Genomic DNA, 24,811 nt, shown 5'->3' on the forward strand with positions numbered 1-24,811 from the left:
GCTCCATGCCCGATCTGCTCGCCAATCTGAACCCTGAACAATACGCCGCCGTCACGCTGCCGAACGAACCGGCGCTGATCCTCGCGGGGGCGGGCAGCGGCAAGACCCGCGTGCTGATCACGCGTATCGCGTGGCTGATCCAGCAGGGCTACGCATCGCCGGCCACCGTGCTCGCCGTCACCTTCACGAACAAGGCCGCGCGCGAGATGATGGCGCGGCTGTCGGCGATGATGCCGATCGACACGCGCGGGATGTGGATCGGCACGTTCCACGGGCTGTGCAACCGGATGCTGCGCACGCACTGGCGCGACGCCGGCCTGCCGCAGACCTTCCAGATCCTCGACACGGCCGACCAGCTGTCGGCGATCAAGCGGCTGATGAAGGCGGCGAACGTCGACGACGAGAAATACCCGCCGAAGAACGTCCAGTACTTCATCAACAACGCGAAGGAGCAGGGGCTGCGGCCCGACAAGGTCGACGCGTCCGACAACTTCAACCGCAAGTTCGTCGAGCTGTACCAGGCGTACGACCAGCAGTGCCAGCGCGAGGGCGTCGTCGATTTCCCCGAGCTGCTGCTGCGCTGCTACGAGCTGCTCGCGTACAACGCGCCGCTGCGCGCGCACTACCAGGCGCGTTTCAGGCACATCCTCGTCGACGAGTTCCAGGACACCAACAAGCTGCAGTACGCGTGGCTCAAGATGCTCGCGGGCGGCGAGAACGCGATCTTCGCGGTCGGCGACGACGACCAGTCGATCTATGCGTTCCGCGGCGCGAACGTCGGCAACATGCGCGACTTCGAAGACGAATTCCGCGTGCGCAACCTGATCAAGCTCGAGCAGAACTACCGGTCGCACGGCAACATCCTCGACGCGGCGAACCAGCTGATCTCGAACAACGCGCATCGCCTCGGCAAGAACCTGCGCACCGACGCCGGCCACGGCGAGCCCGTGCGCGTGTACGAGGCGAGCACCGATGCGCAGGAGGCCGGCTGGATCGTCGAGGAGATCCGCTCGCTGATCAACACCGGGATGTCGCGCAGCGAGGTGGCCGTCCTGTACCGCAGCAACGCGCAGTCGCGCGCGATCGAGCACACGCTGATGACGTCGGGCATTCCGTATCGCGTGTACGGCGGCCTGCGCTTCTTCGAGCGCCAGGAAGTGAAGCACGCGCTCGCGTACCTGCGGCTGATCGACAACCCGAACGACGACACCGCGTTCGTGCGCGTCGTGAATTTCCCGACGCGCGGGATCGGCGCGCGCTCGATCGAGCAGCTCGCGGACGCCGCGCGCCTGTACGACTGCTCGATGGCCGCCGCGATTCCGTACGTGACCGGCAAGGCCGGCACGAGCCTCGGCGCGTTCGCGACCCTGATCGCGAAGATGCGCGCCGAGACGCAGCAGATGAGCCTGCCGGAGACGGTCGAGTACGTCGTGCGTGCGAGCGGCCTCGCCGATTTCTACCAGGGCGAGCGCGAAGGCCAAGACCGCCTCGAGAACCTGCAGGAACTCGTGAACGCGGCCACCGCGTTCGTCAGCGAGGAAGGCTACGGGCTCGACGCACCGGCCCGCTCGATTCCGCTGCGCGCGGGCGCGATCGCGGCGCCGGAGCTCCGCATGGACGCAGGCGATCCGTCGGTCGACGTGCTCGACCCGGCGCCGCTCGGCGACCCCGCGCAGAACCCCGACACGATGACGCCGCTCGCGGGCTTCCTGTCGCACGCGTCGCTGGAAGCCGGCGACAACCAGGCGCAGGCCGGCCAGGACGCGGTGCAGCTGATGACGGTGCACGCGTCGAAGGGCCTCGAATTCTCGGCCGTGTTCATCACCGGCCTCGAGGAAGGGCTGTTCCCGCACGAGAACAGCGTGCTCGAATCGGACGGCCTCGAGGAAGAGCGCCGGCTGATGTACGTCGCGATCACGCGCGCGAAGGAGCGGCTCTACCTGTCGTTCGCGCAGAGCCGGATGCTGCACGGCCAGACGCGCTACAACGTGCGCTCGCGCTTCTTCGACGAACTGCCGGAGCACGTGCTGAAGTGGCTCACGCCGAAGGTAGAGGCCGGCTCGCGCTGGGGCGGCCGCTCGGACAACGCCGGCTGGGGGCGCGACTGGTTCGCGCGGCCGGGCGGCGGCAGCCGCGAGCAGGTCGTCGACGCGGCGGTCACCGCGCCGCTGCCGGCCTTCGCGAACAAGCAGCGCGCGGCCGACACCGGTTTCCGCGTCGGCCAGCCGGTCTTCCATACCAAGTTCGGCGAGGGCACGGTCACCGCGCTCGAAGGCAGCGGCGCCGATGCGAAGGCGCAGGTGAAGTTCAAGCGGCACGGCGAGAAGTGGCTCGCGCTGGCGGTCGCGAAACTGCAGGCGGTGGAATGATGAGCATCGACATGGTTGAAACGGTATCGACGCGTCCGCTCGGCATTCTGGCCGCGCTGCCCGAGGAACTCGGCGACCTGATCGCCGCGATGCGCGCCGACGGCGTGATGAAGACGATCACGCTCGGCCGCCGCGATTACCACGTCGGCACCGTGCACGGCGCGGCCTGCGTCGTCACGCTCGCGCGGGTCGGCAAGGTCGCGGCCTCCGCCACCGTCAGTGCGCTGATCCATGTGTTCGGCGTGTCCGGCGTCGTGTTCACCGGTGTCGCCGGCGGCGTGGCGCGCACGGTGCGTATCGGCGACGTTGTCGTCGCCGATACGCTGCTGCAGCACGATCTCGATGCGTCGCCGCTGTTTCCGCGCTACGAGGTGCCGTTGCTCGGCATCACGCGGTTCGCGACCGACGCGGCGCTGACGGCCCGCCTGAAGGCCGCGTGCACGCTGTTCGTCGCCGAGGAGGGCGCGCAGTTCGCCGCGCGTTTCGGGCTCGCCGGCGGGACGCTGCATGGCGGGCTGATCATCAGCGGCGACCGCTTCGTGTCGAGCGAGCGGGAAGTCGTCGCGCTGCGCGACGCGCTGCCGGACGCGCTCGCGGTCGAGATGGAAGGCGCGGCGATCGCGCAGGTATGCGCCGAACACGACGTGCCGTTCGCCATCGTGCGCACGATCTCCGATACGGCCGACGATCACGCGACGCAGTCGTTCTCGCACTTCCTGTCGGCGATCGCGAGCAGCTATTCGTCCGGCATCCTCAAGCGGTTCCTGACGTTGCATGCGACGGAGAATGGTGCAGCCGTCGTGTAGGCAAGTCCTGAAGTCGCAGGCCGGTGCCACGATTCCGGGCACCGGGATGAAGTACTACGGTCGAGTGATCGTCCAATGAAAGTGCTTGTCCGCCTGCTTGCAGCGATCGTCTTGACGATCCCGGTCTATCTCGGCCTGGCGAATTCCCCGCTGGATGAATGGTTTCAAAGCGGGGCGGGGTGGCGAGCGTTCGAGCCGCTGTTCCGCGTGTTCGAAACGCTCGGTGTTCACGGCCAGGGCGACATCCTGATCAGCACCATGCTCGGCGTCAGCTTCGTGATCGCGATCGTGCTGGTCTGGCTGGGTGCGCGAATGTTCGGTCGCGGCACACGAGAACCCCGGCACTGATAACCGCTCAACGAAACGTTTCGCAAGGTTGTTGAGCCAACGGCCGCGGCACCCAAGCCGCGGCCGCTTCGTCACGCCTGCTTGCGCCGGCTGCTTTCGAGGTTCGGCAGGAACACCGTCAGCACGCCGATCAGCGGCAGGAACGAGCACACCTTGTAGACGAACGTGATGCTCGTCGCGTCGGCGAGCTGGCCGAGCACGGCGGCGCCCACGCCGCCCAGGCCGAACGCGAAGCCGAAGAACAGGCCCGCGACCATCCCGACCTTGCCGGGCATCAGCTCCGTCGCATAGACGAGGATCGCGGCGAACGCCGACGCCAGCACGACGCCGATGATCACGCTCAGCACGCTCGTCCAGAACAGGTTCGCGTACGGCAGCAGCAGCGTGAACGGCGCGACGCCGAGGATCGACACCCAGATCACGTACTTGCGGCCGATCCGGTCGCCGACCGGCCCGCCGATCAGCGTGCCGGCCGCGACCGCCGCGAGGAACACGAACAGGTGGATCTGCGCGGCCTGCACCGACAGGTGGAACTTGTCGATCAGGTAGAACGTGAAATAGCTGTTGATGCTCGCGAGATAGAAGTACTTCGAGAACACCAGCAGCACCAGCACGCCGATCGCGGCGAGCACGCGGCCCTGCGACAGCGTCGGATGGCCGGCCGGCGCCGCCTTCTTCTTCATCGACGGATGCTTCTTGTACCAGTGGCCGATCTGCGTGAGCACGACCATCGCGACGAGCGCGGCCGCCGAGAACCACGCGATGCTGTGCTGGCCGTGCGGGATGATCACCAGCGCGGCGAGCAGCGGCCCGAGCGCCGAACCGGCATTGCCGCCGACCTGGAACAGCGACTGCGCGAGCCCGTGCTGGCCGCCCGACGCCATCCGCGCGACGCGCGACGATTCCGGATGGAACACCGACGAGCCGCAGCCGACCAGCGCCGCCGCCGCCAGCAGCGTCGCGAAGTTCGGCGCGGCCGACATCAGCAGCAGCCCCGCGAGCGTGAAGCCCATCCCGACTGGCAGCGAATACGGCTTCGGCCGCTTGTCCGTATACAGGCCGACGAGCGGCTGCAGCAGCGACGCTGTGATCTGGTAGGTCAGCGTGATCAGGCCGATCTGCGCGAACGACAGCGCGAACTGGCTCTTGAGCATCGGATAGATCGCGAGGATCAACGACTGGATCATGTCGTTGAGCATGTGCGAGAAGCTGATCGCGCCGAGCACCGGATAGACGGTACGCGGGGCGCGTGGAGCAGACGGCTGGGCTGCGGCGGCGGTGCCGGCGCCCGTATCGAGGCTGGTTTCCATGTGAGCTGAGCGAGTTGAGGTGACGGGACGCGCTCTGATGGGGATCGGCGCGTTCGAATCGTTGTTGCGTCAAAGAAGTCTAATGTGGCGTATCGAGAATGTCCGGCCAAGTTTTGTCGCGATTCGGACATTGCTACGACGATTCGGCCCATTGCACCCTTTTTTGGCCGGGTATAACGCTGCGGCGAGTCCGCCTTTCGTCGCGCCGCGTGGGACCGGATCGGTGTTTGTCCGGACTCAAGACGCGCCGATCGGGGCCGTAGAAGACGCAACGACAACACAGGTGCGCCGCGCCCGGCACCGGCCACGAGCCGGACGGGTGCAGGACGCGCGGCATGACGGGCCATTGCGGGAATGCCGGCCGCCGGAACCGACCTTTCCGGCGGCACGATCAATACGGGGAAATATCGATGAAAGCAGCTTCATTGCATCCGCGGCCGGTTGCGGCCACAGCCGCGACCGACGCAGCCGCCAGGCCCGCCTCGCGGCACGCGCGCGCAGCCCGGCGCGAACGCCGGACGTGGACCGTCAAGACAACGTTGCGCGCCGCGTTCGCGATCCTGCTGGCCGGCACGCTCGCGATCGGCGTGTTCTCGCTGTGGCAGATCAGCCGGCTGAACGCGTCGATTGCGTCGGTCTACGAGCAGGGGCACGTCGCGAGCCGGGCGGCGGAGGAAGTGCGCGCCGAGGTGCTGCGCGCGAGCCGCGCGCAGAAGATGCTGCTGACCGCCACCACCGCGAAGGAACGCGACGACCTGGGCGCCGAAGTCGGCGCGGGGCTCGCGTCGATCGGCCAGGCGCTCGCGACGCTGCAGCATTACGCGGATCCGGCCGATGCGGACGATTCCGCGCGACTGCGCGCGTTCTCGCTGGCGGTCGGCACGTGGAGCGGCCATCTGCGCGATTTCGTCGCGCTCGTGCAGGCGCAGCCGCTCGACCTGTCGCAGATGAACTGGCAGGTCGGCACGCAGGACGTGTCGCTGCTGGTCGAGACCGGCAAGCTCGAGAAACTCGTCGCGATGCTCGTGAAGACGCGCGGCGCGAAGTCGAAGGCGACGCTCGATGCATCCGCAACGATCTTCTCGTCGTCGTTCGCGATGATCGCGGCGATGACGGCCGCGCTGATCGTGCTGGCGATCGCGATCGCCGAACGGGTCGTGCGCCGCCTCGCGTCGCAGCTCGGCGGCGAGCCCGCGGAGGCGAAGGCGATCGCCGCCGACATCGCGCGCGGCGACCTGACGCGGCCGATTCCGCTCGGCCGGCACGACCGCGACAGCATGGTGCGCGCGCTGTCCGACATGCAGTCCGGGCTTGCGGCGACCGTCGGCGAGATCGCCGTCAGCGCCGAGGCGATCGCGGCCGCGTCCGGCGAGATCTCGACCGGCAACCTCGACCTGTCGCGGCGCACCGAGCAGCAGGCCGTCGCGCTCGAGCGCACCGCGGCCAGCATGGAAGAGCTCACGTCGACCGTGCGGCAGAATGCCGAGAACGCACGTCAGGCGAGCGCGCTCGCGGCCAATGCGTCGGCCGTCGCGGAGGCGGGCGGCGAAGTCGTCGGCCGCGTGGTCGCGACGATGAGCGAGATCGACGACAGCGCGAAGAACATTCGCGACATCATCGGCACGATCGAGGGGATCGCGTTCCAGACCAACATTCTCGCGTTGAACGCGGCGGTCGAGGCGGCGCGCGCGGGTGAGCAGGGACGCGGTTTCTCGGTGGTGGCGGGCGAGGTGCGGTTGCTCGCGCAGCGCGCGGCGACCGCGGCGAAGGAGATCCGTGCGCTGATCGGCGCGTCGGTCGAGCGCGTCGCGAACGGCGCGGCGCTCGCGCGCGATGCGGGCAGCACGATGGACGACGTGGTGCGGGCGGTCAAGCGCGTGACCGACATCATCGGCGAGATCTCGGCGGCGTCGGACGAGCAGAGCGCCGGGATCGACGAGATCGGCCGCGCGGTCACGCAGATGGATGCCGGCACGCAGCAGAACGCCGCGCTCGTCGAGCAGGCGGCCGCCGCGGCGAATGCGCTCGACGAACAGGCGCAGGCGCTCAAGTCGCTGGTCGGACGCTTTCGCATCGCGGCGTAGGCGTCCGGCCGTCGACGCTTACGACTTCTTCCGCTGGTCCGGATCGATGATGACCGTGCAGGTCGTGCCCGCCGACAGCACCACGTCGGCCGGCACCTCGTCGATGCGGATGCGCACCGGCACGCGCTGCGCGAGGCGCACCCAGTTGAAGGTCGGGTTCACGTCCGCGACGAGGTCGCGGCTTTGCGGGTTGTCGCGATCGTAGATGCCGCGCGAAATGCTCTCGACGTGGCCCTTCATCACGCCGCCGCTCATCAGCCGCATCTCGGCCGGCGCGCCGACCTTCACGCGCGGCAGCTTGGTTTCCTCGAAGTAGCCGTAGACCCAGAACGAATGGCTGTCGACGATCGCGAGCTTCGCCTGGCCGGCCACCGCGTAGTTGCCCTTGAACGTCTGCAGGTTCGTGATGTAGCCGTCGACCGGTGCGACCACGCGCGTGCGTTCGAGGTTGAGCTTCGCGGCGTCGAGCGCGGCGATCGCCTGCTGGTACTGCGCATCGGCGCTCGACGCGCTGTGCGCCGCGTTCTCGCGGTTTTCCTTCGACACGACGAGCGCGTCGAGGTCGGCACGACGGGCCGCGTCGTCGCGGCGCATCTGCAGTTCCGCGCGGCGGGCGGCGACGGCCGCCTGCGCCTGCTCGACCGCGATCTGGTAGTGCGACGGGTCGATCTGCATGATCAGGTCGCCCTTTTTCACGAGCTGGTTGTCATGTACGGGCAGCTCGACGATCGCGCCCGACACGTCCGGCGCGACGTTGACGATCTCGGCACGGACGCGGCCGTCGCGCGTCCAGGGATCGTCCATGTAGTGCACCCACAGCGAGCGCCCGATCAGGATCGCGACGAGAAGGATGATGGCGGTCGCGACGAAGCCGAAGAGTTTTCTGAGAATCATGATGGTTCGGAATCAACGGTAAACGGCAAGACTCAGTCCGCCGCAAATGCAGACGAGAAGGCACGCGCGAAACAGCGACGGGTGCCAGACGAGACGGTAGAGGCCCGTGTAGGCGAGCAGGCGGTCGACGGCCCAGGTCGCGAGCGCGCCCAGGACGAACATCAGGACCACCGTGGGCATGTAGGCATCGAGAATGGCGATTTCACGCGGCATCATGACGAGGCTCCTTGTTGGGGACGCACGGGGCGGTTGCGGTTGAGCGGCTCGAGCGGCGATTCCGGATCGAGCAGCGCCGTGCGTACGAAATGCAGATGGCTCAGGATGCGTTGCAGCCGGTGGCGCTCCTCGCGCGACGGCGTGAACGCATCGAGCGTCAGCCGGGTCGCGTCGATCGCGGCGTTGACCGCGGCGAGCGCCGCGTCGAAGCGCGCCGCGTCCGGCTTGCGGAACAGCGCGGACAGCGCGGCGCGCAGCGTCTCGATCGCGCGGCGCCACGGTGTCGTCGGCGCATAGCGCGGGTCGGACGGCAGCGTCGCCAGCTCCGTGCGCAGGTCGAGCGCCGCGTTGCCCGTTTCGAGCACCGCGAACATCCAGCGCAGCGCGTCGCGCTGCACGTCGGGCTGGTCGGCCGACAGCGTGTGCGCCTGGTACATCAGGTCGCGCGCGCCGCTCTCGAAGCGCGTGCGCAAGCCGGCCAGCCGTGCGTGGCACGCCGCGACCACCTGGTGGCGCAGGTCGGCGAACAGCCGCTTCTTGTGCCACGGCGCGGTCGGCGGGAACAGCACCGCGAACGCGATCGCCGAGACGAGCATCGACAGCACCAGCGCGAGCGCGTCGTTCATGAAGCTCGTCGGGTCGTAGTGCGTGATGTTGTCGGGGCCGGCGAGGAAGCTGAAGAAGATCAGGTAGCCCATCCCGTAGCCGGCGAGTTTCGGCTTCAGCGTCATGAAGATGCCGATCGCGAGCAGCGGCGCGAGGGCCACGCACAGCAGCGGGAAGCCGTCGATGTGCGGGTAGATGCCGAACGTCAGCAGGAAGCCCGTGCAGACGGCCAGTGCGGTACCCATGCCCATCTGTGCGGACATCGCGGTCGGGCGCGGCGTCGACGACGCGAGCGCGCAGGTGGCCGCCGCCGTCAGCGTCAGCGTCACGCCGCTCGGCCACGCGGTCGCGATCCAGAACGCGCCGAGCACGAGGATCACGGTCGCGGTGCGAATCGCGGCGATCACCATCGCCGTCAGGTTGGTGCGCGGCTCGTAGCGCTCGATCCAGCGCTCGCGCTCGTGCGTCGCGGTCGACAGCGACGCGTAGGTCGCCGCGTATTCGTGCAGGTCCGTGATGAAGCGGTACAGCAGCTCGGTGGCCGTGTCGAAGTCAAGCAGCGGGAAATCCGGCTGCGTCTCGAGCGCGGCGCGCGTCGCGCGGATGCGGCGCGGCAGCGCGTCGCGCCACGCGAGCAACTGTTCGGCGGCGAGCGCGGCGTCGGCCGACGAGCGCACCGGCTCGCCGTTGCGCGTCAGAAGCGGCGCGATTTCGCGGAAGTACGGCTCGATCGCATCGATCGCGGCCTGCGCGCCGGCCGCGCGCAGCCGGTTCATCAGCTGGTGCAGCGCGTGGAAGCGGCTCGATACGCTCATGAACTCGCTGTTCAGGCGCGCGAGACGGCCGCTGCGCATCCGCGTGTCCGGATCCTCGAACACGGCCATGCTGCGCGCCGCTTCGAAGCCGACCACGTCCGCGACGAAGCGCGTATGGATGGTCTCGATGTGCGCGCGGTCGAGCTGGCCCGACAGTGCCGCCGCGACGTAGTCGACGAAGCTGCTGAAGCGCTTGCGCACCGTCGTGCGCATCTGCTCGCCGGTGTACTGCGGAAACACCAGCGCGCTGACGACGCCTGCCGACACGATCCCGACCATGATCTCGGCGACCCGCGTCATCGCGCTCATGAACGCGCCGTCGGGGTGTTGCGATGCCGGCAGCCCGATCAGCGCGGTCGTGTAACCGGCGAGCAGGAAGCCGTAGCTGCGGAAATTGCGGTTGCGCGCGGCGCCGGCCGTGCACAGCGCGACCCACAGCGCGACGGCCAAGAGGAACAGCTGCGGCTGCTGCGGGAACAGCCCGACGAACGTGAGCGTCGCGATCAGCCCGAAGATCGTGCCGGCGACCCGGTAGAAGCTCTTCGCGAGCACCGCGCCGCTTTGCGGCTGCATCACGATGAACACCGTGGTCATCGCCGTCTTCGGGGCCGGCAGGTCGAGCCGCATCGACACGCCGGTCGCGATGAACGCGGCGAGCAGCGCCTTGAACAGGTAGAGCCACGCGGCGCCGTCGCTGCGGGCCCAGTCGCCGAAGGCGGCGTACCAGGCCGCGAGCGGGCCGCCGGCGTGCGTGGAAGCGGGGGAGGAGGCTGACATGACGGTCGCTCCGCGTTACCGTGCGGCCGGCGTGGCGGCCGCACCGGCCGAACCGGCCGTCGCGACCTGCGCGGGGCGCGCGGCGGCCGCGGCGGGTTTCGCACCCGATGCGGCGGCCGGCGCGGCGGCACCCGCGGCGGACGCGTCGCGGGCCGGATGACCGCCCCGAACGTCCGCATCTGTCTGCGTCTGCGCCTCCGTCTCGACGCCGCCGCCGAGCGCGGCCATCAACTGCGCGTGCGCGGCGAGGCGTTCCGCGTCGATGCGGGCCGCCGTCTCCTGCGCGCGCAGCAACTGCTGCTGCGCGACGAGCACGTTCACGTAATCGGTCAGCCCGCGGCGGAAGCCTTCGCGCGACAGCTGGTAGCTGCGGTCGTTGGCGGCCACCGAGCGCGCGGCGTCCTTCTTCTGCGTGTCGAGCGAGCGGATCCGCACGACCTGGTCGGCGATGTCCTTGAGCGCGCCGACGACCGTCTGGTTGTAGCGTTCGACCGCCTGGTCGTAGCCGGCGTCGGCCGCGCCGAGTTGCGCGCGCAGCCGGCCGCCTTCGAAGATCGGCAGCGACAGCGCGGGGCCGGCCGTCCAGCCGCCGTTCATCGCGCGCAGGAAGTCGGTGAACGGCGCGGTCACGCCGAAGCCGCCGACCGTCGCGAGCAGGTCGATGTTCGGGTAGAACGCGGCTTTCGCGACATCGATGCCGCGAGCCTGCGCGTCGACCGTCCAGCGGGCCGCGACGACGTCCGGGCGGCGCCCGAGCAGGTCGGCCGGCAGCGCGGACGGCAGGCCGGCCGGCGCGTCGAGCGACAGGCTCGGCCGCTTGATCGCGTCGCCGGCGCCCGGGCCCTTGCCCGCGAGCGCGGCGAGCTGGTGGCGCGCGAGCTGGATCGCTTCTTCGTAGCTGTCGATCTGGCGCTCGTAGTCGGGCAGCGTCGATTCGGCCTGGCTGACTTCGAGCTGCGTGCCGAGGCCGGCCTGCAGGCGCTTGCGCGCGAGATCGGCCAGCGAGCGCTGGCGTTCGAACGTTTCGTGCGCAAGGTCGAGCAGCGCGTAGTTCATCGACATGCCGACATACGCGCGCACGACGTTGACCTCGAGCTCGAGCTTCGCCGCCCGTGCGTCGGCCGCGGTCGCATGCGCGGTGTCGAGCGCGCGCTCCGTCGCGTTCTTGTCCTTGCCCCACAGGTCGAGGTGGTACGACAGGCCGAGCGTGCCGGTGTTGTTCCAGGTGTCGGTATCGGCGAGCGGCCCCGGGCCGTAGTAGACGTTGTCGGGCCAGTGCTGGCGCATCAGCGACAGGTTGCCGTTGATCTGCGGCAGTTCCGCCGAGCGCGCCACGCGCGCCATCGCCTGCGCTTCGCGCACGCGGGCCTCGGCGGCCGCCAGGCTCGGGTTGCCGGCCTGCGCGGCGGCAATCCACGCGTCGAGCTGCGGATCGCGGTACGCGCGCCACCAGTCGGACGCGGGCCAGCCCGCGTCGTGGTCCGCCGCGCGGATCGCGGCACCGGCGTCGAGCGTGTTCGCTTCGATACGGGCGGACTGCGGCCTGTTGTCGCCCATGCTCGCGCATCCGGCCATTATTAATGAGACTGCAAGAACCGCCAGTGCCAGCGTCCCTTTTGTTGCCGGAGAGCGCACGATTTTCTCCCTTTCGGATATAGATGAGTCGGATGCGATTATATTTTTCAGTGATTCCTGAATAAATGGACAACGGTGCAAGTCATTTTTACGAATCTTGAGATAATATTTGTTGGCCCCTGTGCAACAATCCCTCCGGATTCAAACGGGTAATGGGATGGATACGTTACAAAACATGCGGGTCTTCGTCCGCGTGGTCGACGCGGGCAGCTTTACCGCGGCCGCCCAGCAGATGAATTCGACCACCGCCTATGCGTCGCGCGCCGTGTCGGATCTCGAGGCGCATCTGCGCACGCGCCTCCTGAACCGCACGACACGCCGGATCGCGCTGACCGAAGCGGGCGAGCGCTACCTGCAGCGCTGCGAGCAGATCCTCGCGTACGTCGACCAGGCCGAAGCCGAAGCGGGCGACGCGCACGCGCGGCCGTCGGGCAAGCTGAAGGTGCATTGTTTCACGAGCCTCGGGCAGCACTACCTGGTGCCGGCCATCGCGCGCTATCGGCAGCGCTATCCGGACGTGCACGTCGAGCTGACGCTCGCGCAGCGGATGCCCGACCTGCTCGACGAGGGGTACGACGTCGCGATCGTGGTCGGCCGCGACCTGCCCGATTCGGGGCTCGTGTCGCAGCGGCTCGGCGAGAGCTACAGCGTCGTGTGCGCGTCGCCGGGCTATGTCGACGCGCACGGCGTGCCGCACACGCCGGCCGATCTCGAGCAGCACGTCTGTCTCGGGATGGTCGCGCCCGGTTTTCATTTCGACGAGTGGTCGCTGTCGGGGCCGCGCGGCGACGAGGTGGTTCCGGTCACGGCGCCGCCGTTCCGCGTGAACGTCGCCGAGGCGCTCGCGGTGGCCGTGCGGGAAGGGATGGGGATCGGCGGGTTGCCGCTCTATTCGGCGATCGGCGGGCTGCGCAGCGGACACATCGTGCGCGTGATGCCCGAATACCGGTCGCACGTGATGAACATCTATGCGCTGTATCCGTCGCGCCAGTACCTCGACGCGAAAATCCGCACCTGGGTCGATTTCCTGCGCGACGAGCTGCCGGCCACGCTGGAAGCCGACGAAGCGGCGCTCGCGCAGTTCACGGCTGCGACATGAGCGCGCGGTCGAGTGCAATCTGACGAGATTTGTCCTTCACGCAACATTTTTTTACCAACGGACCGCGGACAGTTTGATACTGTTTCAATCATCGAGATTTGGAACTGCCCACACCCGGAGTCGCAATGGATACGCAACTGATGATCGGCCTTGGAGTTTTGCTTGGTGCGGCTGCTGCCGCCGCGGCGACGCGCGATCTGCTGCGCGCGATGAAGGCGCGGATGAAGCCGGTGCCGGTGCGGGTGCGCCCGTCGTCGAACGGCTCGCGCCGCGCCGATCGCTGATCGGGGGCCTTTCAGCTCGGGTAGGGCCGCATCGCGCGGCCCGATGGCTTGGCGCTCAGCCGAGCTCGACTACCTTGTCCCACGCAAACGCGGGATTCTCCAGTTCGCCGGTGCGCCGGCGGATATAGCCGCGCGGGTTGCACACCACGCGCGTGCCGCTGTCGGTCACGTAATCGAATGAAGTATGCGTGTGGCCGTGGATCCACAGGTCCACGGGCGGCCGCACGAGTTCCGCCATGTCCGTGACGAATCCCGCCGACGCCAGGTCTTCCGCATAACGCTCCGCCAGCGAGCGCAGGTGCGGCGCATGATGCGTGACGACGATCGTGCGGCCCGCGAACGGTGTCGCGAGCCGTGCTTCCAGCCACGCGCGGCCTTGCCGGTGCAGCGCGATCGCGTCGGCCGGCGTGAAATCCCGCTCCGGGGCTGCCGCCGCATGCACGGACGCATCGTGCGGCCACGTCACCTGGATCAATCCCTTGAAATCGAGCATCACGCGCATGGCCGCGTCGATCGCGCGCGCGACGCTCGCCTGATCGGCGCCGAACAGCGAGAAATCGGCCCACAGCGTCGTGCCGAGCACGCGAAAGCGCTGCGCCGGATCGACGTACACGCCGTTGTTCAGGTAATGCACGTGGTCGATCGTGTGCGCGGCGTCGCGCATCGCGGTTTCGAGCGCGCCGAATTCCCCGTCGTAGTACTCGTGATTACCCGGCACGTAGATCACCGGCACGTCGGGATCGAACGTCTCCGCGGCCCAGCGCAGGCCTTCCGCGTGATTGTGGATATCACCGGCCAGCACGACGAGATCCGCGTCGGCATGCGCGATCGTGTCGGGCTGGTTGCATTCGAGATGCAGGTCGGACAGGACGCGAACTCTCATGGGCATCGCTCCGGGACGGGGGCTTCAGTGCAGGACCTTGCCGGGATTCATCAGCCCGCGCGGGTCGAGCGCGGTCTTCAGCGTGCGCATGAGCGCCGTTTCGACCGGCGACTTGTAGCGCTGCGCGTCGTCGATCTTCAGCTGGCCGATCCCGTGCTCCGCGCTGATCGTGCCGTGGTGACGGTGCACGTTGTCGTAGACGATGCGGTTGATCGGCTTCTGGAATGCCGCGAGGAACGCCTTCGGGTCGCCGCCTTCGGGCGTCTGCACGTTGTAGTGCAGGTTGCCGTCGCCGAGGTGGCCGAACGTGACCATCCGCGCGCCCGGCGCGGCCTGCTGGATCGCCGCGTCGGTTTCGTCGATGAAGCGCGCGATCGACGAGATCGGCACCGCGATGTCGTGCTTGATGTTGAGACCTTCGTCGGCCTGCGCGAGCGGGATGTGTTCGCGCAGGTCCCAGAACGCGCGCGATTGCGCGAGATTTTCCGCGACGACCGCGTCGACCACGAGCCCGGCCTCGAACGCCTCTTCCATCAGTTTTTCGAACAGCGCGCGCGCATGCGTTTCGCTTTCGTTGTCCGACAGTTCGAGCAGCACCGTCTGCGCATGCGTGCGGTCGAACGGATAGCGCAGTTGCGGATAGTGCTTGCCGACCAGCTGCATGCAGAAGTCGGACATCAGCTCGAAGCCGGTCAGCAGCGGGCCGGCCGCGCGTTGCGCGAGCGCGAGGAAGTCGAGCGCCGCGTGCGGCGACTCGAGCGCGGCCAGCGCCGTGACCTGCGCGGCCGGCAGCGGATGCAGCTTCAGCACGGCGGCCGTGATGATCCCGAGCGTGCCTTCGGCGCCGATGAACAGGTCGCGCAAGTCGTAGCCGGTGTTGTCCTTGCGCAGCCCGCGCAGGCCGTCCCAGATCTCGCCCTGCGGCGTCACGACCTCGAGCCCGAGGCACAGCTCGCGTGCGTTGCCGTAGCGCAGCACCGCGGTGCCGCCCGCGTTGGTCGACAGGTTGCCGCCGATCGTGCAGCTGCCTTCGGCGGCGAGGCTCAGCGCGAACAGCCGGCCGCCTTCGCGGGCGCGCGCCTGCACGTCGGCGAGGATCACGCCGGCGTCGACCGTGATCGTGTTGTTGTGCGGATCGAGGGCCCGCACGCGGTTCAGGCGCGCGAGGCTCAGCACCGCCTGGCCGCCGCTCGCGTCGGGCGTCGCGCCGCCGGCGAGCCCCGTGTTGCCGCCCTGCGGCACGAGCGCGACGCCGTGCGCGTTGGCGAGCCGGACGAGCGCGGCGACTTCTGCCGTATCGGCCGGTTTCAGCACTGCGCACGCGCTACCCTTGTAGCGGCGGCGCCAGTCGGTCAGGAACGGTTCGGTGTCGTGCGGCTCGGTCAGCACGTAGGTGGCGCCGATCGCGTCTCGGCAGGCGGATACGAAGGCTTCGGAAGAATTCATACGTTCGGTCGCGTAAGGGTCAGGACGCGGCGCGCTGCTGCTTCGCCGCGCGCTTGAACGGCGCGACGTAGGCCAGCGCGGCCACGAAGAAGCCGACGGCGAGCGCGGTCTCGCACCAGCCGAGCGTCGCGGACAATCCGCGGTCGGACATGCCGCGCACGATGCCTTCGGCGAAATAGACGAGGATCAGCATGCTCGCCCACTGCATCGTATAGATGTTACGCCGCCAGACGCCGGGCAGCGCGAGCGCGAGCGGCACGGCCTTGAGCATCAGCGCCGAGCCGCCCGGGCGCAGCGGCGCGAGCCACAGTTCCCACGCGAGCGACAGCGCGATCAGCGCGACGAGGCACGCGGCCGCGGTCAGCGCACAGCGCGGCCGGGCGGCGACGGGGGGACGGGCGGGACGGGCAGGCGCGTTCATGCGGCCTCGGCGGCCCGGGCGTCGGCGAGGGCCGCTGCCGCACGCGCGAGCCGAACGCCAAGCGCGGCCGCGAGCGCCTTTTCGTCCGCCGACAGCCCCGCGGGCCCGCTGCGATCGTGCTGCGACACGTGCGATGCGCCGTACGGCGTGCCGCCGGTGCGCGTCGTGCTGAGCGCGGATTCCGTGTACGGGATGCCGACGATCATCATCCCGTGATGCAGCAGCGGCAGCATCATCGACAGCAGCGTCGACTCCTGGCCGCCGTGCAGGCTGCCGGTGGACGTGAACACGCAGGCCGGCTTGCCGGTCAGCGCGCCCGACAGCCATTGCGGCGTCGTGCCGTCGAGGAAATACTTGAGCGAGGCGGCCATGTTGCCGAAGCGGGTCGGCGAGCCGAGCGCGAGGCCCGCGCACTCCTCGAGATCGCGCACCTCCGCATACGGCGGGCCGTCGTCGGGGATGTCGGAGGCGGTGGCTTCGCAGACCGTCGAGACGGGCGGCACGGTACGGATGCGCGCCTGCATGCCGGGCACGCTGTCGATGCCGTTCGCGATGGCGAGCGCGAGATCGCGCGTGGCGCCGTGGCGGCTGTAATAGAGGACGAGGATGTCTTTCATGGGCGACGGGGCCGCATGCGGCCGCGCGGATGCCCGGTGCAGTCGGCCCCTGCTGGATCGAGCGGCTATTATAGGGGCTGAAGTCGTCGCGCAGCGCGGCGGCGGCGCGCCGCCGGGCGCGCGGCGTCAGCAGAGAAGGAGAAGCCGTTTGCCGAAGTTGAGCGTCGATCTCGACACCCTCAAGCGCCTCGCGCAGTTCGCGGCCCGGCGCAGCGCCGAGGATCGCATCCCGCAAGTGGCGGGCAGCCTCACGTTCACGACGATGCTGGCACTCGTGCCGCTCGTGACGGTCGCGTTTGCGCTGTTTACCGCGTTCCCGATGTTCGCGTCGTTCCAGATCTCGCTGCAGGGGTTCCTCGCGGATCACCTGATGCCCGCGCAGTTCAACGTCCAGATCTTCAAGTACCTGAACCAGTTCGCGTCGAAGGCCAAGGGGCTGACGACGGCCGGCCTGATCGTGCTCGTCGTCACGTCGGTGATGACGATGATGACGATCGAGTCCGCGTTCAACCTGATCTGGCGGGTGCGCAAGCCGCGGCCGTTCGCGCAGCGCGTGCTCGCGTACTGGGCGCTGATCACGCTCGGGCCCTTGCTGTTCGGCGTGAGCCTGTCGATCTCGTCGTACCTGTTTACGCAGTCGCTGGCGTTCACCGGCGCCGCGCCGTCGACGTCGATCGTCGAATGGCTGCTCGCGTTCGTGTCGCTGCCGCTGACCGTGCTCGCGTTCACGCTGCTGTACGTGTATCTGCCGAACTGCACGGTCGCATGGCGCGACGCGGTGATCGGCGGGCTGTTCGCGGCGATCGCGTTCGAACTCGCGAAGCGCGGCTTCGGCTATTACGTACGGCGCATTCCGACCTACACGGCCGTCTACGGTGCGTTCGCGGCGCTGCCGGTGTTCCTGTTGTGGGTGTATCTGAGCTGGTTCATCGCGCTGCTCGGCGCGATGGTGGCGTCCGCGCTGCCGGCGATCCGCGTCGGCCAGTTCCATCGCATCCACTATCCGGGCAGCGACCTGTTCGACGCGCTCGAATTGCTCGCCCGGCTGGCTGAGGCGCGCGCGATCGGCAAGGCGGGCTATACGGCGATGCGGCTTGCGGCCATGTTGCGCTGCGACATGGAAACCGCGCAGCGGCTGCTGTCGACGATGGAGGAGCGGGAATGGATCGCGCGGCTGGACAGCGGCGAACGCGCGCCGCGCTACATCCTGCTGGCGAATCCGGAGCAGCTGACGCTGGCGCAGCTGTTCGACGTGCTGGTGATCGACCGCACCGAACTGACCTACCAGCTGCAGCGACGCAGCAGCCACGTCGAAGGCGCGGCATTGCTCGAGGTCCTGTCGAACGACCGGTTCGACGTATCGCTTGCGTCGCTGATCGCCGCGCACCGGCTTGCGGGTGCGCCGGCCGCGGCCGCGCCCGGGCCGGTGCCCGGCGGGGCGCCCGACCCGCACGCGCGGCCGCCGAAAACGGCGTGACGCGGTGCCGGGCGGGCGTTACAGCGGAATCTTGCCGGTGCAGATGTCCTTGAACATCACCCAGTCGCCCATCAGGCTGTAGATCGGGTGCCGGAACGTGGCGGGGCGGTTCTTCTCGAAGAAGAAGTGTCCGACCCACGCGAATCCGTAGCCGCACACGACCGCCGCCGGCAGCCACGGCCAGTGGCCCGTCGCGATCGCCATCGCGACGCAGCCGATCACGCCGAGCGAGCCGATGAAGTGCAGCCGGCGCGACGTCAGGTTCTGGTGTTCGTTCAGGTAGTACGGGTAGAAATCGGCGAAGCTGGCGAATTGCTCCGTATGCGTATGTGCCATGGCCGTCTCCTCGGGCCGCCGTCCATGGAGTCATTGTGCGGCGGCCGGCCGGTGTCCGCAAGCGGCGGCGGCCGTGCCGCGCGGGGCTGAGCTTTCCTTTTGACAGGCTTTCCGATAGGATCGAAAGCGGTTTTGCATTCAAGCATGAGGGGACTACGATGCGCGTCAGCGATATTCTGAAAGTGAAGGGCAACACGCTGTTTACGGTGACGCCCGATAAGCCGCTGCGCGAAGCGGTCGACACGATGGCCGAACACGATATCGGTTCGCTCGTCGTGATGGAGTACGGCGATCTCGTCGGGATGCTGACGTTCCGCGAGATCATCCTGCGCCTGCACGTGAACGGCGGCGCGATCGGCGACGTGCAGGTGCGCAAGGTGATGGACGAGCCGCTCACGTGCACGCCGGAAACCGATGTCAACGAAGTGCGCCGGATGATGCTCGAGCGCCATGCGCGCTACATGCCGGTGCTCGACAAGAAGGTGCTGATGGGCGTCATTTCGTTCTACGACGTCGCGAAGACGGTCGTCGAGGCGCAGAGCTTCGAGAACCGGATGCTGAAGGCGTACATCCGCGACTGGCCGGAATCGGAAGCCGAAGCGCAGAAGCCGTGAAACGCGTCGCGCCCGGTGCCATGACGCGCGGGCGCTGCCATTCGGCGTACGGCGGCGCAGGTTCAGCCTGCGCCGCCGTTTTTTCGACAACAACACAAGGCCCGCGCAGCTTCGCCCAGACGATGCGCGCGTATTCCGCATGAGCGATCACACGCAAGTCTCTTCCGCATCGCGCGGCGAACGGCGCGCCCACGCGTCGCAGTTCGACCTGTTGCGCCAGCGCCGTTTCGCGCCGTTCTTCACGACCCAGTTCCTGGGCGCGCTGAACGACAACGTGTTCAAGATCGGCTTCACGTCGCTCGTCACCTATCACACCGCGCGCTTCTCCGGCGTCGACGCGAAGACGGCCGCGTTCCTGATCTCCGCGATCTTCATCCTGCCGTTCGTGCTGTTCTCGGCCACCTCCGGCCAGATCGCCGACAAATACGACAAGGCGACGCTCACGCGCTTCGTGAAGTCCTTCGAGATCGTGCTGATGCTGGTCGGCGCGGCCGGTTTCGTCACGCACAGCGCGGCGCTGCTGTATCTGTGCACGTTCATGATGGGGATGCACTCGACGCTGTTCGGCCCCGTCAAGTATTCATACCTGCCGCAGCATCTCGGCGACCACGAACTGGTCGGCGGCAACGGTCTCGTCGAGATGGGCACGTTCATCGCGATCCTGATCGGCACGATCATCGGCGGCGCGGCCGCAGGCATCGAAGGCAGCGGCGAGCGCGTGCTCGCGGTGAGCGTCGTCGTCATCGCGCTCGCGGGGCGGCTCGTCGCGCAGCGCGTGCCGCCGACGCCCGCGCCGCAGCCCGATCTCGTGATCAACTGGAATCCGATCAGCGAAACGTGGCGCAACCTCGGGCTCGCGCGGCAGAACCGCACCGTGTTCCTGAGCCTGCTCGGCATCTCGTGGCTGTGGTTCGTCGGCGCGACGTTCCTCACGTCGTTCTTCAATTTCGCGAAGGACGTGCTGTCCGCGAGCCCCGACGTCGTCACGGTCCTGCTCGCGACGTTCTCGGTCGGGATCGGCCTCGGCTCGCTGCTCTGCGAGCGGCTGTCGCAGCGGCGCGTCGAGATCGGCCTCGTGCCGCTCGGCTCGATCGGTATCAGCGTGTTCGCGATCGAGCTGTATTTCGCGAGCCGCTCGCTGCCGTCGCCCGGGCATCTGCTGTCGGTCGGGGAATTCCTGGCCGGTGCGCGCCACTGGCGCATCCTGGCCGACCTGTTCCTGCTCGCGATGTTCGGCGGCTTCTACAGCGTGCCGCTGTATGCGCTGATCCAGAGCCGCAGCGCGCCGACCCACCGCGCGCGGATCATCGCCGCGAACAACATCCTGAACGCGCTGTTCATGATCCTGTCGGCCCTGATGGCGATGGGGCTGACCAAGGCCGGTGTCGACATCCCCGGCCTGTTCCTCGTCACCGCGCTGCTGAACGTCGTGGTCGCGACGTATATCTACCTGCTCGTCCCCGAGTTCCTGCTGCGTTTCGTCGCATGGGTGCTGGTGCATACGTTCTACCGGATTCGTCTCGTCCATGCGGAGCGGATCCCGGAAGAAGGCGCGGCCGTGCTCGTATGCAACCACGTGAGCTACGTCGACGCGCTCGTGCTGGCGGCTGCGAGCCCGCGGCCGATCCGGTTCGTGATGGATCACCGGATCTTCAAGACGCGCTTCGCGAGCTGGGTGTTCCGGCATGCGAAGGCGATTCCGATCGCGCCGCGCCACGAGGATCCCGACATGCTCGCGCGCGCGTACGACGCATGCGAGGCCGCGCTGAAGGACGGCGAACTCGTGTGCATTTTCCCCGAGGGCAAGCTGACCAAGACGGGCGACATCAACACTTTCCACCACGGCATCACCGAGATCCTGGGCCGTACGCCGGCGCCCGTGATTCCGATGGCGCTGCGCGGGCTGTGGGGCAGCTATTTCTCCCGTCATGCCGATGCGCGCATGCCGCGGCCCATCAAGCGCGGCGTGATGAGCCGGCTGACGCTCGCGGTCGGCGAGCCGATCCCGGCCTCGGTCGCGACGCCCGAGGCGCTGCAGGCGGCGGTGACCGAGCTGCGCGGCGCGCGGAAGTAGGCAGGGCCGGCCCGGCGGCTTCGTGTCGGGCAGCACACGGCTGCAAACCGGCCGGTTCGACCGGAACGGCGCGGGTCGACGATGCTCGGCCGCGCTGTCTTCGTGGCCGGCCAGTATGGTCTGAACGGTTCACGCGGCCCGCGGGTCCGGGACGGCTGGCATAATAGCGGTTTACCTCTTTTCTCGACCGGCAAACGATCGGCCTGCCAGCGGCCCCGGCAGCGCATCGGTTTGTCCATTTCTCTTTGGGCGGTTCCATCATGTCCGGCAATACCCTCGGCACGCTTTTCACTGTCACGACCTTCGGCGAATCGCACGGTCCCGCGATCGGCTGCGTGATCGACGGCTGCCCGCCGGGAATGGGGCTGACCGAAGCCGACATCCAGGTCGAGCTCGATCGCCGCAAGCCCGGCACGTCGCGGCACGTGACGCAGCGCCAGGAAGCCGACGAGGTCGAGATCCTGTCCGGCGTATTCGAAGGCGTGACGACCGGCACGCCGATCGCGCTGCTGATCCGCAACACCGACCAGCGCAGCAAGGATTACGGCAACATCGTCGAGACGTTCCGCCCCGGCCACGCCGACTACACCTACTGGCAGAAATACGGCATCCGCGACTACCGCGGCGGTGGCCGCTCGTCCGCGCGCCTGACCGCGCCGATCGTCGGCGCGGGCGCGGTCGCGAAGAAGTGGCTGCGCGAGCGCTTCGGCGTCGAAGTGCGCGGCTACATGAGCGGTCTCGGCGAGATCGACGTGCCGTTCGTCGACTGGTCGCACGTCCGTGAGAACCCGTTCTTCTCGCCGAACGCGGCGATCGTTCCGGAGCTGGAAGCCTACATGGACGCGCTGCGCAAGGACGGCGATTCGATCGGTGCACGCATCGACGTCGTCGCGTCGGGCGTGCCAGTCGGCTGGGGTGAACCGGTATTCGACCGGCTCGACGCGGACATCGCGAAGGCGATGATGAGCATCAACGCGGTGAAGGGCGTCGAGATCGGCGCGGGCTTCGACAGCGTCGCGCAGCGCGGCTCGGTGCACGGCGACGAACTGACGCCGGCCGGCTTCGTCGGCAACCATGCAGGCGGCGTGCTCGGCGGGATTTCGACGGGGCAGGACATCACCGTGTCGATCGCGATCAAGCCGACCTCGAGCATCCGCACGCCGCGCCGTTCGATCACGAAGTCCGGTGAAGCAGCGACGGTCGAAACCTTCGGCCGCCACGACCCGTGCGTCGGCATTCGCGCGACGCCGATCGCCGAGTCGATGCTCGCGCTGGTGCTGATCGACCACGCGCTGCGCCATCGCGCGCAATGCGGCGACGTCGAGACGTCGACGCCGAAGATCGCGGGCAGCGCGATCTGATGCAACGGAGCCGGCACTCGCCGGTTCGACCGGTTTAGCCGATTCGATGCGAAACGGGGCGCCTGCGGCGCCCCGTTTTCATTGGGCCGCCGCATCCGGCGGCGCGGCCGATTCGCGCACCCGCAGCTCCGGCAGTACCGCGCAACCGGGCCCGGCTGCGCCGTTTTCGAGTGCGTCGAGCAACGCGCGGGCGGCCTTGCGGCCGATTGCGTCGGTGTCGACCCACATCGTCGTCAGCGCCGGCCGGATTTCGCGAGCCAGCGCGACATCGTCGAACCCGGTGATCGACAACTGCGAAGGCACGTCGATGCCCAGTGCCTGCGCCTCGAGCAAGGCGCCGAGCGCGAGTGCGTCGTTGCCGCAGATCACGGCCGTCGGGCGCGTCGCGCCGCTGTCGGCAATCGCGCGCAGGCTCGCCCGCCCGAACGCGATCGTGGCCGCGCCCTCGTGCTGGTGGATCGGCCTGACCGCAAGCCCGCGCGCGGCGAGCGTCTCGTGAATGCCGCGCAGGCGGGCCTGCACGCGGTCGTTGTCGGCCGAAGGCTGCATGATGATCGCGAAATCGCGATGCCCGAGCTCGAGCAGGTGCGTGGTCAGTCGCGCGAATGCCGCGCGGTTGTCGAAGCCGACGCAGCAGTGCGGGCTGTCGTCGCGGTAAGCATAGGTGACGACATACGGCACCCGATGCAGGTCGAGCAGTTCGAACAGTTCCGGCGGATAGGCTTCGCCGACCAGCGACACCGCTTCGACGCCGCGCGACAGCATCGCGCGCACCTGCGCGAGCGCCTGCGCCGGATCGTAATTCGAGCAGCCCAGGAACAGGGTGATGCCGTGCTCGGCCATGACCGCCTGCATGCCCGCTACCTGCGACGCGAACACCTGGTCGTCGAGCGTCGGGATGATCGCCCCGGTGATGTGGGTACGCGTGGAGGCGAGTGCGCGGCCGGCTGCGTTGGGAATCCAGTTCAGCGCACGTGCCGCGTCGCGCACGCGCTGCTGCACGTCGGCCGACACCTTGCCGGGATCGTTGTAGACGCGCGAAACGGTCGCGGTCGACACGCCGGCGAGTTTCGCGACGTCGCCGAGCACCGACCGGCCGCTGCCGCGGCGCGCGCGAGCCGCGCCGCCGCCGGATGAAGGCGTACTCATCGGTCATCCCCGGGCGCGGCTGCCCTGCAGGCTCCGCGCGTGGTCAAAAACGCCATCGTTTACCCTCGATTCATCGTGGTCCCGCTTGCATTCCCGGTCTCGCCTGTGAGAATGTAAGCGCTATCTTGATGCTACTCCGTATTATGTCAGACACAGATTCACAGATTTCAACCGCATCGTGAAGTTTTCGTCGACGATGGCCGTCCAGGCCATTTTGTCGGCCGAAAATGTAAGCGGTTACATTCGATGATGACCCACACCAGACCACCCCGAATCGCTGTCGTCGGCAGCATCAACGTCGACCTCGTCACGCATGCGCCGCGGCTGCCCGTGCCGGGCGAAACGCTGCTCGGCACCACGTTCCAGACCGTTCACGGCGGCAAGGGGGCGAACCAGGCGGTGGCCGCCGCGCGCCTCGGTGCGTCGGTCGCGATGATCGGCTGTGTCGGCAACGATGCGTTCGGCGCACGTCTGCACGACGCGCTGGTCGCGGAGCGCATCGACGTGACGCATCTGCACCGGATCGACGGCGAGGCAACCGGGGTCGCGACGATCACGGTCGATGCGCACGGGGCGAACAGCATCGTCGTCGTGCCCGGTGCAAACGCGCGCCTCGATGCCGAATTGATCGACCGGGCGCGCGACGCGATCGCCGGCGCGGCGCTGATGGTGTGCCAGCTCGAGGTGCCGATCGAGACCGTCGCGCGCGCCATCGGCAGTGCGATCGCACATCGCACGCCGGTGCTGCTCAATCCGGCGCCGGCCCGGCCGCTGTTCGACGCATTGCTGGCCCGCATCGACTATCTCGTCGTCAACGAAACGGAAGCGGAGTCGCTGACCGGCATTGCCGTCGGCGACGACGCCTCGGCGGTGCGGGCCGCCGAAGCGCTGCGCGCGAAGGGTGTCGGCAACGTGCTGGTCACGCTGGGCGCGCGCGGCGTCTGCTGGCGCGGAAGTGCAGGGAGCGGCCGCCATCGGGCGATGGCGGTGGTCGCCGTCGATACGACGGCGGCCGGCGATACCTTCGTCGGCGGCTTCGCGGCCGCCCGGGCGAGCGGCGCGTCGATGGACGACGCGATCGCGTTCGGACAGCGTGCGGCCGCGATCAGCGTCACGCGCCACGGCGCGCAGACGTCGATTCCGACACGCGAGGAAGTGGAGCATGGGGCCGCATAGATTCCGCGAAGACG

At 68.4% G+C, this 24,811-nt stretch carries 22 protein-coding genes; 11 read left to right on the forward strand and 11 right to left on the reverse strand.

Going from position 1 to position 24,811, the window contains the following annotated elements:
- Positions 1–5: 5 nt before the first annotated feature.
- The 3 genes from NQV17_RS23710 to NQV17_RS23720 all read left to right on the forward strand — a co-directional run bounded on the left by NQV17_RS23710 (position 6) and on the right by NQV17_RS23720 (position 3,523).
- Positions 6–2,369 (forward strand): UvrD-helicase domain-containing protein, encoded by a 2,364-nt coding sequence (locus NQV17_RS23710; protein WP_257774097.1) that lies wholly within the window; start codon positions 6–8, stop codon positions 2,367–2,369.
- On the forward strand, positions 2,366–3,175 hold the full coding sequence (locus tag NQV17_RS23715) for a 5'-methylthioadenosine/adenosylhomocysteine nucleosidase (protein WP_257774098.1): 810 nt from the start codon (positions 2,366–2,368) through the stop codon (positions 3,173–3,175). Before NQV17_RS23710 ends, NQV17_RS23715 begins: the two co-directional genes overlap by 4 nt.
- Positions 3,176–3,250: 75 nt before the next feature.
- A complete protein-coding gene (locus tag NQV17_RS23720; protein ID WP_044846079.1) occupies positions 3,251–3,523 on the forward strand; it encodes a hypothetical protein in 273 nt (90 codons plus the stop codon).
- 71 nt (positions 3,524–3,594) lie between these two features.
- On the opposite strand, the gene NQV17_RS23725 is transcribed toward NQV17_RS23720, so the two are convergent.
- Positions 3,595–4,833, reverse strand: a complete 1,239-nt coding sequence (locus NQV17_RS23725) for an MFS transporter (RefSeq protein WP_257774099.1) — start codon at positions 4,831–4,833, stop codon at positions 3,595–3,597.
- Between the two features lie 410 nt (positions 4,834–5,243).
- Here NQV17_RS23725 and NQV17_RS23730 point away from each other — a divergent pair, with 410 nt between their 5' ends.
- Entirely contained in the window at positions 5,244–6,917 is a 1,674-nt protein-coding gene (locus NQV17_RS23730) for a methyl-accepting chemotaxis protein (protein ID WP_257774100.1), read from the forward strand.
- 18 nt (positions 6,918–6,935) lie between these two features.
- Here NQV17_RS23730 and NQV17_RS23735 read toward each other — a convergent pair whose 3' ends face one another.
- Genes NQV17_RS23735 through NQV17_RS23750 form a run of 4 tightly spaced genes read right to left on the reverse strand, consistent with a single transcriptional unit; the run spans position 6,936 to position 11,860 of the window.
- Complete coding sequence (locus NQV17_RS23735) at positions 6,936–7,811, reverse strand: HlyD family secretion protein (RefSeq protein WP_044846076.1); 876 nt, start codon at positions 7,809–7,811, stop codon at positions 6,936–6,938.
- 12 nt (positions 7,812–7,823) lie between these two features.
- Positions 7,824–8,027 (reverse strand): DUF1656 domain-containing protein, encoded by a 204-nt coding sequence (locus NQV17_RS23740; RefSeq protein ID WP_011351756.1) that lies wholly within the window; start codon positions 8,025–8,027, stop codon positions 7,824–7,826.
- Positions 8,024–10,225 (reverse strand): FUSC family protein, encoded by a 2,202-nt coding sequence (locus tag NQV17_RS23745; RefSeq protein ID WP_257774101.1) that lies wholly within the window; start codon positions 10,223–10,225, stop codon positions 8,024–8,026. The genes NQV17_RS23740 and NQV17_RS23745 overlap by 4 nt, the downstream gene beginning before the upstream one ends.
- 15 nt (positions 10,226–10,240) lie before the next feature.
- Positions 10,241–11,860: an efflux transporter outer membrane subunit gene (locus tag NQV17_RS23750; protein ID WP_257774102.1), complete on the reverse strand. Its 1,620-nt coding sequence runs from the start codon at positions 11,858–11,860 to the stop codon at positions 10,241–10,243.
- 157 nt (positions 11,861–12,017) lie between these two features.
- Here NQV17_RS23750 and NQV17_RS23755 point away from each other — a divergent pair, with 157 nt between their 5' ends.
- A complete protein-coding gene (locus NQV17_RS23755) occupies positions 12,018–12,959 on the forward strand; it encodes a LysR family transcriptional regulator (protein WP_257774103.1) in 942 nt (313 codons plus the stop codon).
- Positions 12,960–13,084: 125 nt separating this feature from the next.
- A complete protein-coding gene (locus NQV17_RS23760) occupies positions 13,085–13,243 on the forward strand; it encodes a hypothetical protein (protein ID WP_170296438.1) in 159 nt (52 codons plus the stop codon).
- Positions 13,244–13,298: 55 nt separating this feature from the next.
- Here the strand turns inward: NQV17_RS23760 and NQV17_RS23765 are convergent, their stop codons facing one another.
- From NQV17_RS23765 to wrbA, 4 genes are read right to left on the reverse strand one after another with little or no spacing between them, the layout of a single operon-like run.
- Positions 13,299–14,126 (reverse strand): metallophosphoesterase, encoded by an 828-nt coding sequence (locus tag NQV17_RS23765; RefSeq protein ID WP_124488969.1) that lies wholly within the window; start codon positions 14,124–14,126, stop codon positions 13,299–13,301.
- A gap of 24 nt (positions 14,127–14,150) precedes the next feature.
- Positions 14,151–15,572 carry an FAD-binding oxidoreductase gene (locus NQV17_RS23770; protein WP_257774104.1) on the reverse strand — a complete coding sequence of 474 codons (1,422 nt, stop codon included), beginning with the start codon at positions 15,570–15,572 and terminating at the stop codon, positions 14,151–14,153.
- 19 nt (positions 15,573–15,591) lie between these two features.
- Positions 15,592–15,993 carry a DUF2069 domain-containing protein gene (locus tag NQV17_RS23775; RefSeq protein WP_257774105.1) on the reverse strand — a complete coding sequence of 134 codons (402 nt, stop codon included), beginning with the start codon at positions 15,991–15,993 and terminating at the stop codon, positions 15,592–15,594.
- A complete protein-coding gene (gene wrbA / locus NQV17_RS23780; RefSeq protein ID WP_257774106.1) occupies positions 15,990–16,610 on the reverse strand; it encodes an NAD(P)H:quinone oxidoreductase in 621 nt (206 codons plus the stop codon). The genes NQV17_RS23775 and wrbA overlap by 4 nt, the downstream gene beginning before the upstream one ends.
- Positions 16,611–16,758: 148 nt before the next feature.
- Here wrbA and NQV17_RS23785 point away from each other — a divergent pair, with 148 nt between their 5' ends.
- Complete coding sequence (locus NQV17_RS23785; protein WP_257774107.1) at positions 16,759–18,087, forward strand: YihY family inner membrane protein; 1,329 nt, start codon at positions 16,759–16,761, stop codon at positions 18,085–18,087.
- A gap of 18 nt (positions 18,088–18,105) precedes the next feature.
- Here NQV17_RS23785 and NQV17_RS23790 read toward each other — a convergent pair whose 3' ends face one another.
- Complete coding sequence (locus tag NQV17_RS23790; RefSeq protein ID WP_044846067.1) at positions 18,106–18,423, reverse strand: Mpo1-like protein; 318 nt, start codon at positions 18,421–18,423, stop codon at positions 18,106–18,108.
- A 158-nt stretch (positions 18,424–18,581) separates the two neighbouring features.
- Here NQV17_RS23790 and NQV17_RS23795 point away from each other — a divergent pair, with 158 nt between their 5' ends.
- From NQV17_RS23795 to aroC, 3 genes are all read left to right on the forward strand, one after another.
- A complete protein-coding gene (locus NQV17_RS23795) occupies positions 18,582–19,037 on the forward strand; it encodes a CBS domain-containing protein (protein WP_044846066.1) in 456 nt (151 codons plus the stop codon).
- A gap of 139 nt (positions 19,038–19,176) precedes the next feature.
- Entirely contained in the window at positions 19,177–21,111 is a 1,935-nt protein-coding gene (locus tag NQV17_RS23800; protein WP_257774108.1) for an MFS transporter, read from the forward strand.
- A gap of 260 nt (positions 21,112–21,371) precedes the next feature.
- Positions 21,372–22,472 carry a chorismate synthase gene (gene aroC / locus NQV17_RS23805; protein ID WP_257774109.1) on the forward strand — a complete coding sequence of 367 codons (1,101 nt, stop codon included), beginning with the start codon at positions 21,372–21,374 and terminating at the stop codon, positions 22,470–22,472.
- A gap of 78 nt (positions 22,473–22,550) precedes the next feature.
- On the opposite strand, the gene NQV17_RS23810 is transcribed toward aroC, so the two are convergent.
- Positions 22,551–23,621 (reverse strand): LacI family DNA-binding transcriptional regulator, encoded by a 1,071-nt coding sequence (locus NQV17_RS23810; RefSeq protein WP_257774110.1) that lies wholly within the window; start codon positions 23,619–23,621, stop codon positions 22,551–22,553.
- Positions 23,622–23,867: 246 nt separating this feature from the next.
- Here NQV17_RS23810 and rbsK point away from each other — a divergent pair, with 246 nt between their 5' ends.
- Positions 23,868–24,797, forward strand: coding sequence for a ribokinase (gene rbsK / locus NQV17_RS23815; RefSeq protein ID WP_257774111.1), 930 nt, complete (start codon positions 23,868–23,870; stop codon positions 24,795–24,797).
- Positions 24,798–24,811: the final 14 nt, after the last annotated feature.

This window comes from Burkholderia sp. SCN-KJ, assembly GCF_024656005.1.
Classification (GTDB): domain Bacteria; phylum Pseudomonadota; class Gammaproteobacteria; order Burkholderiales; family Burkholderiaceae; genus Burkholderia.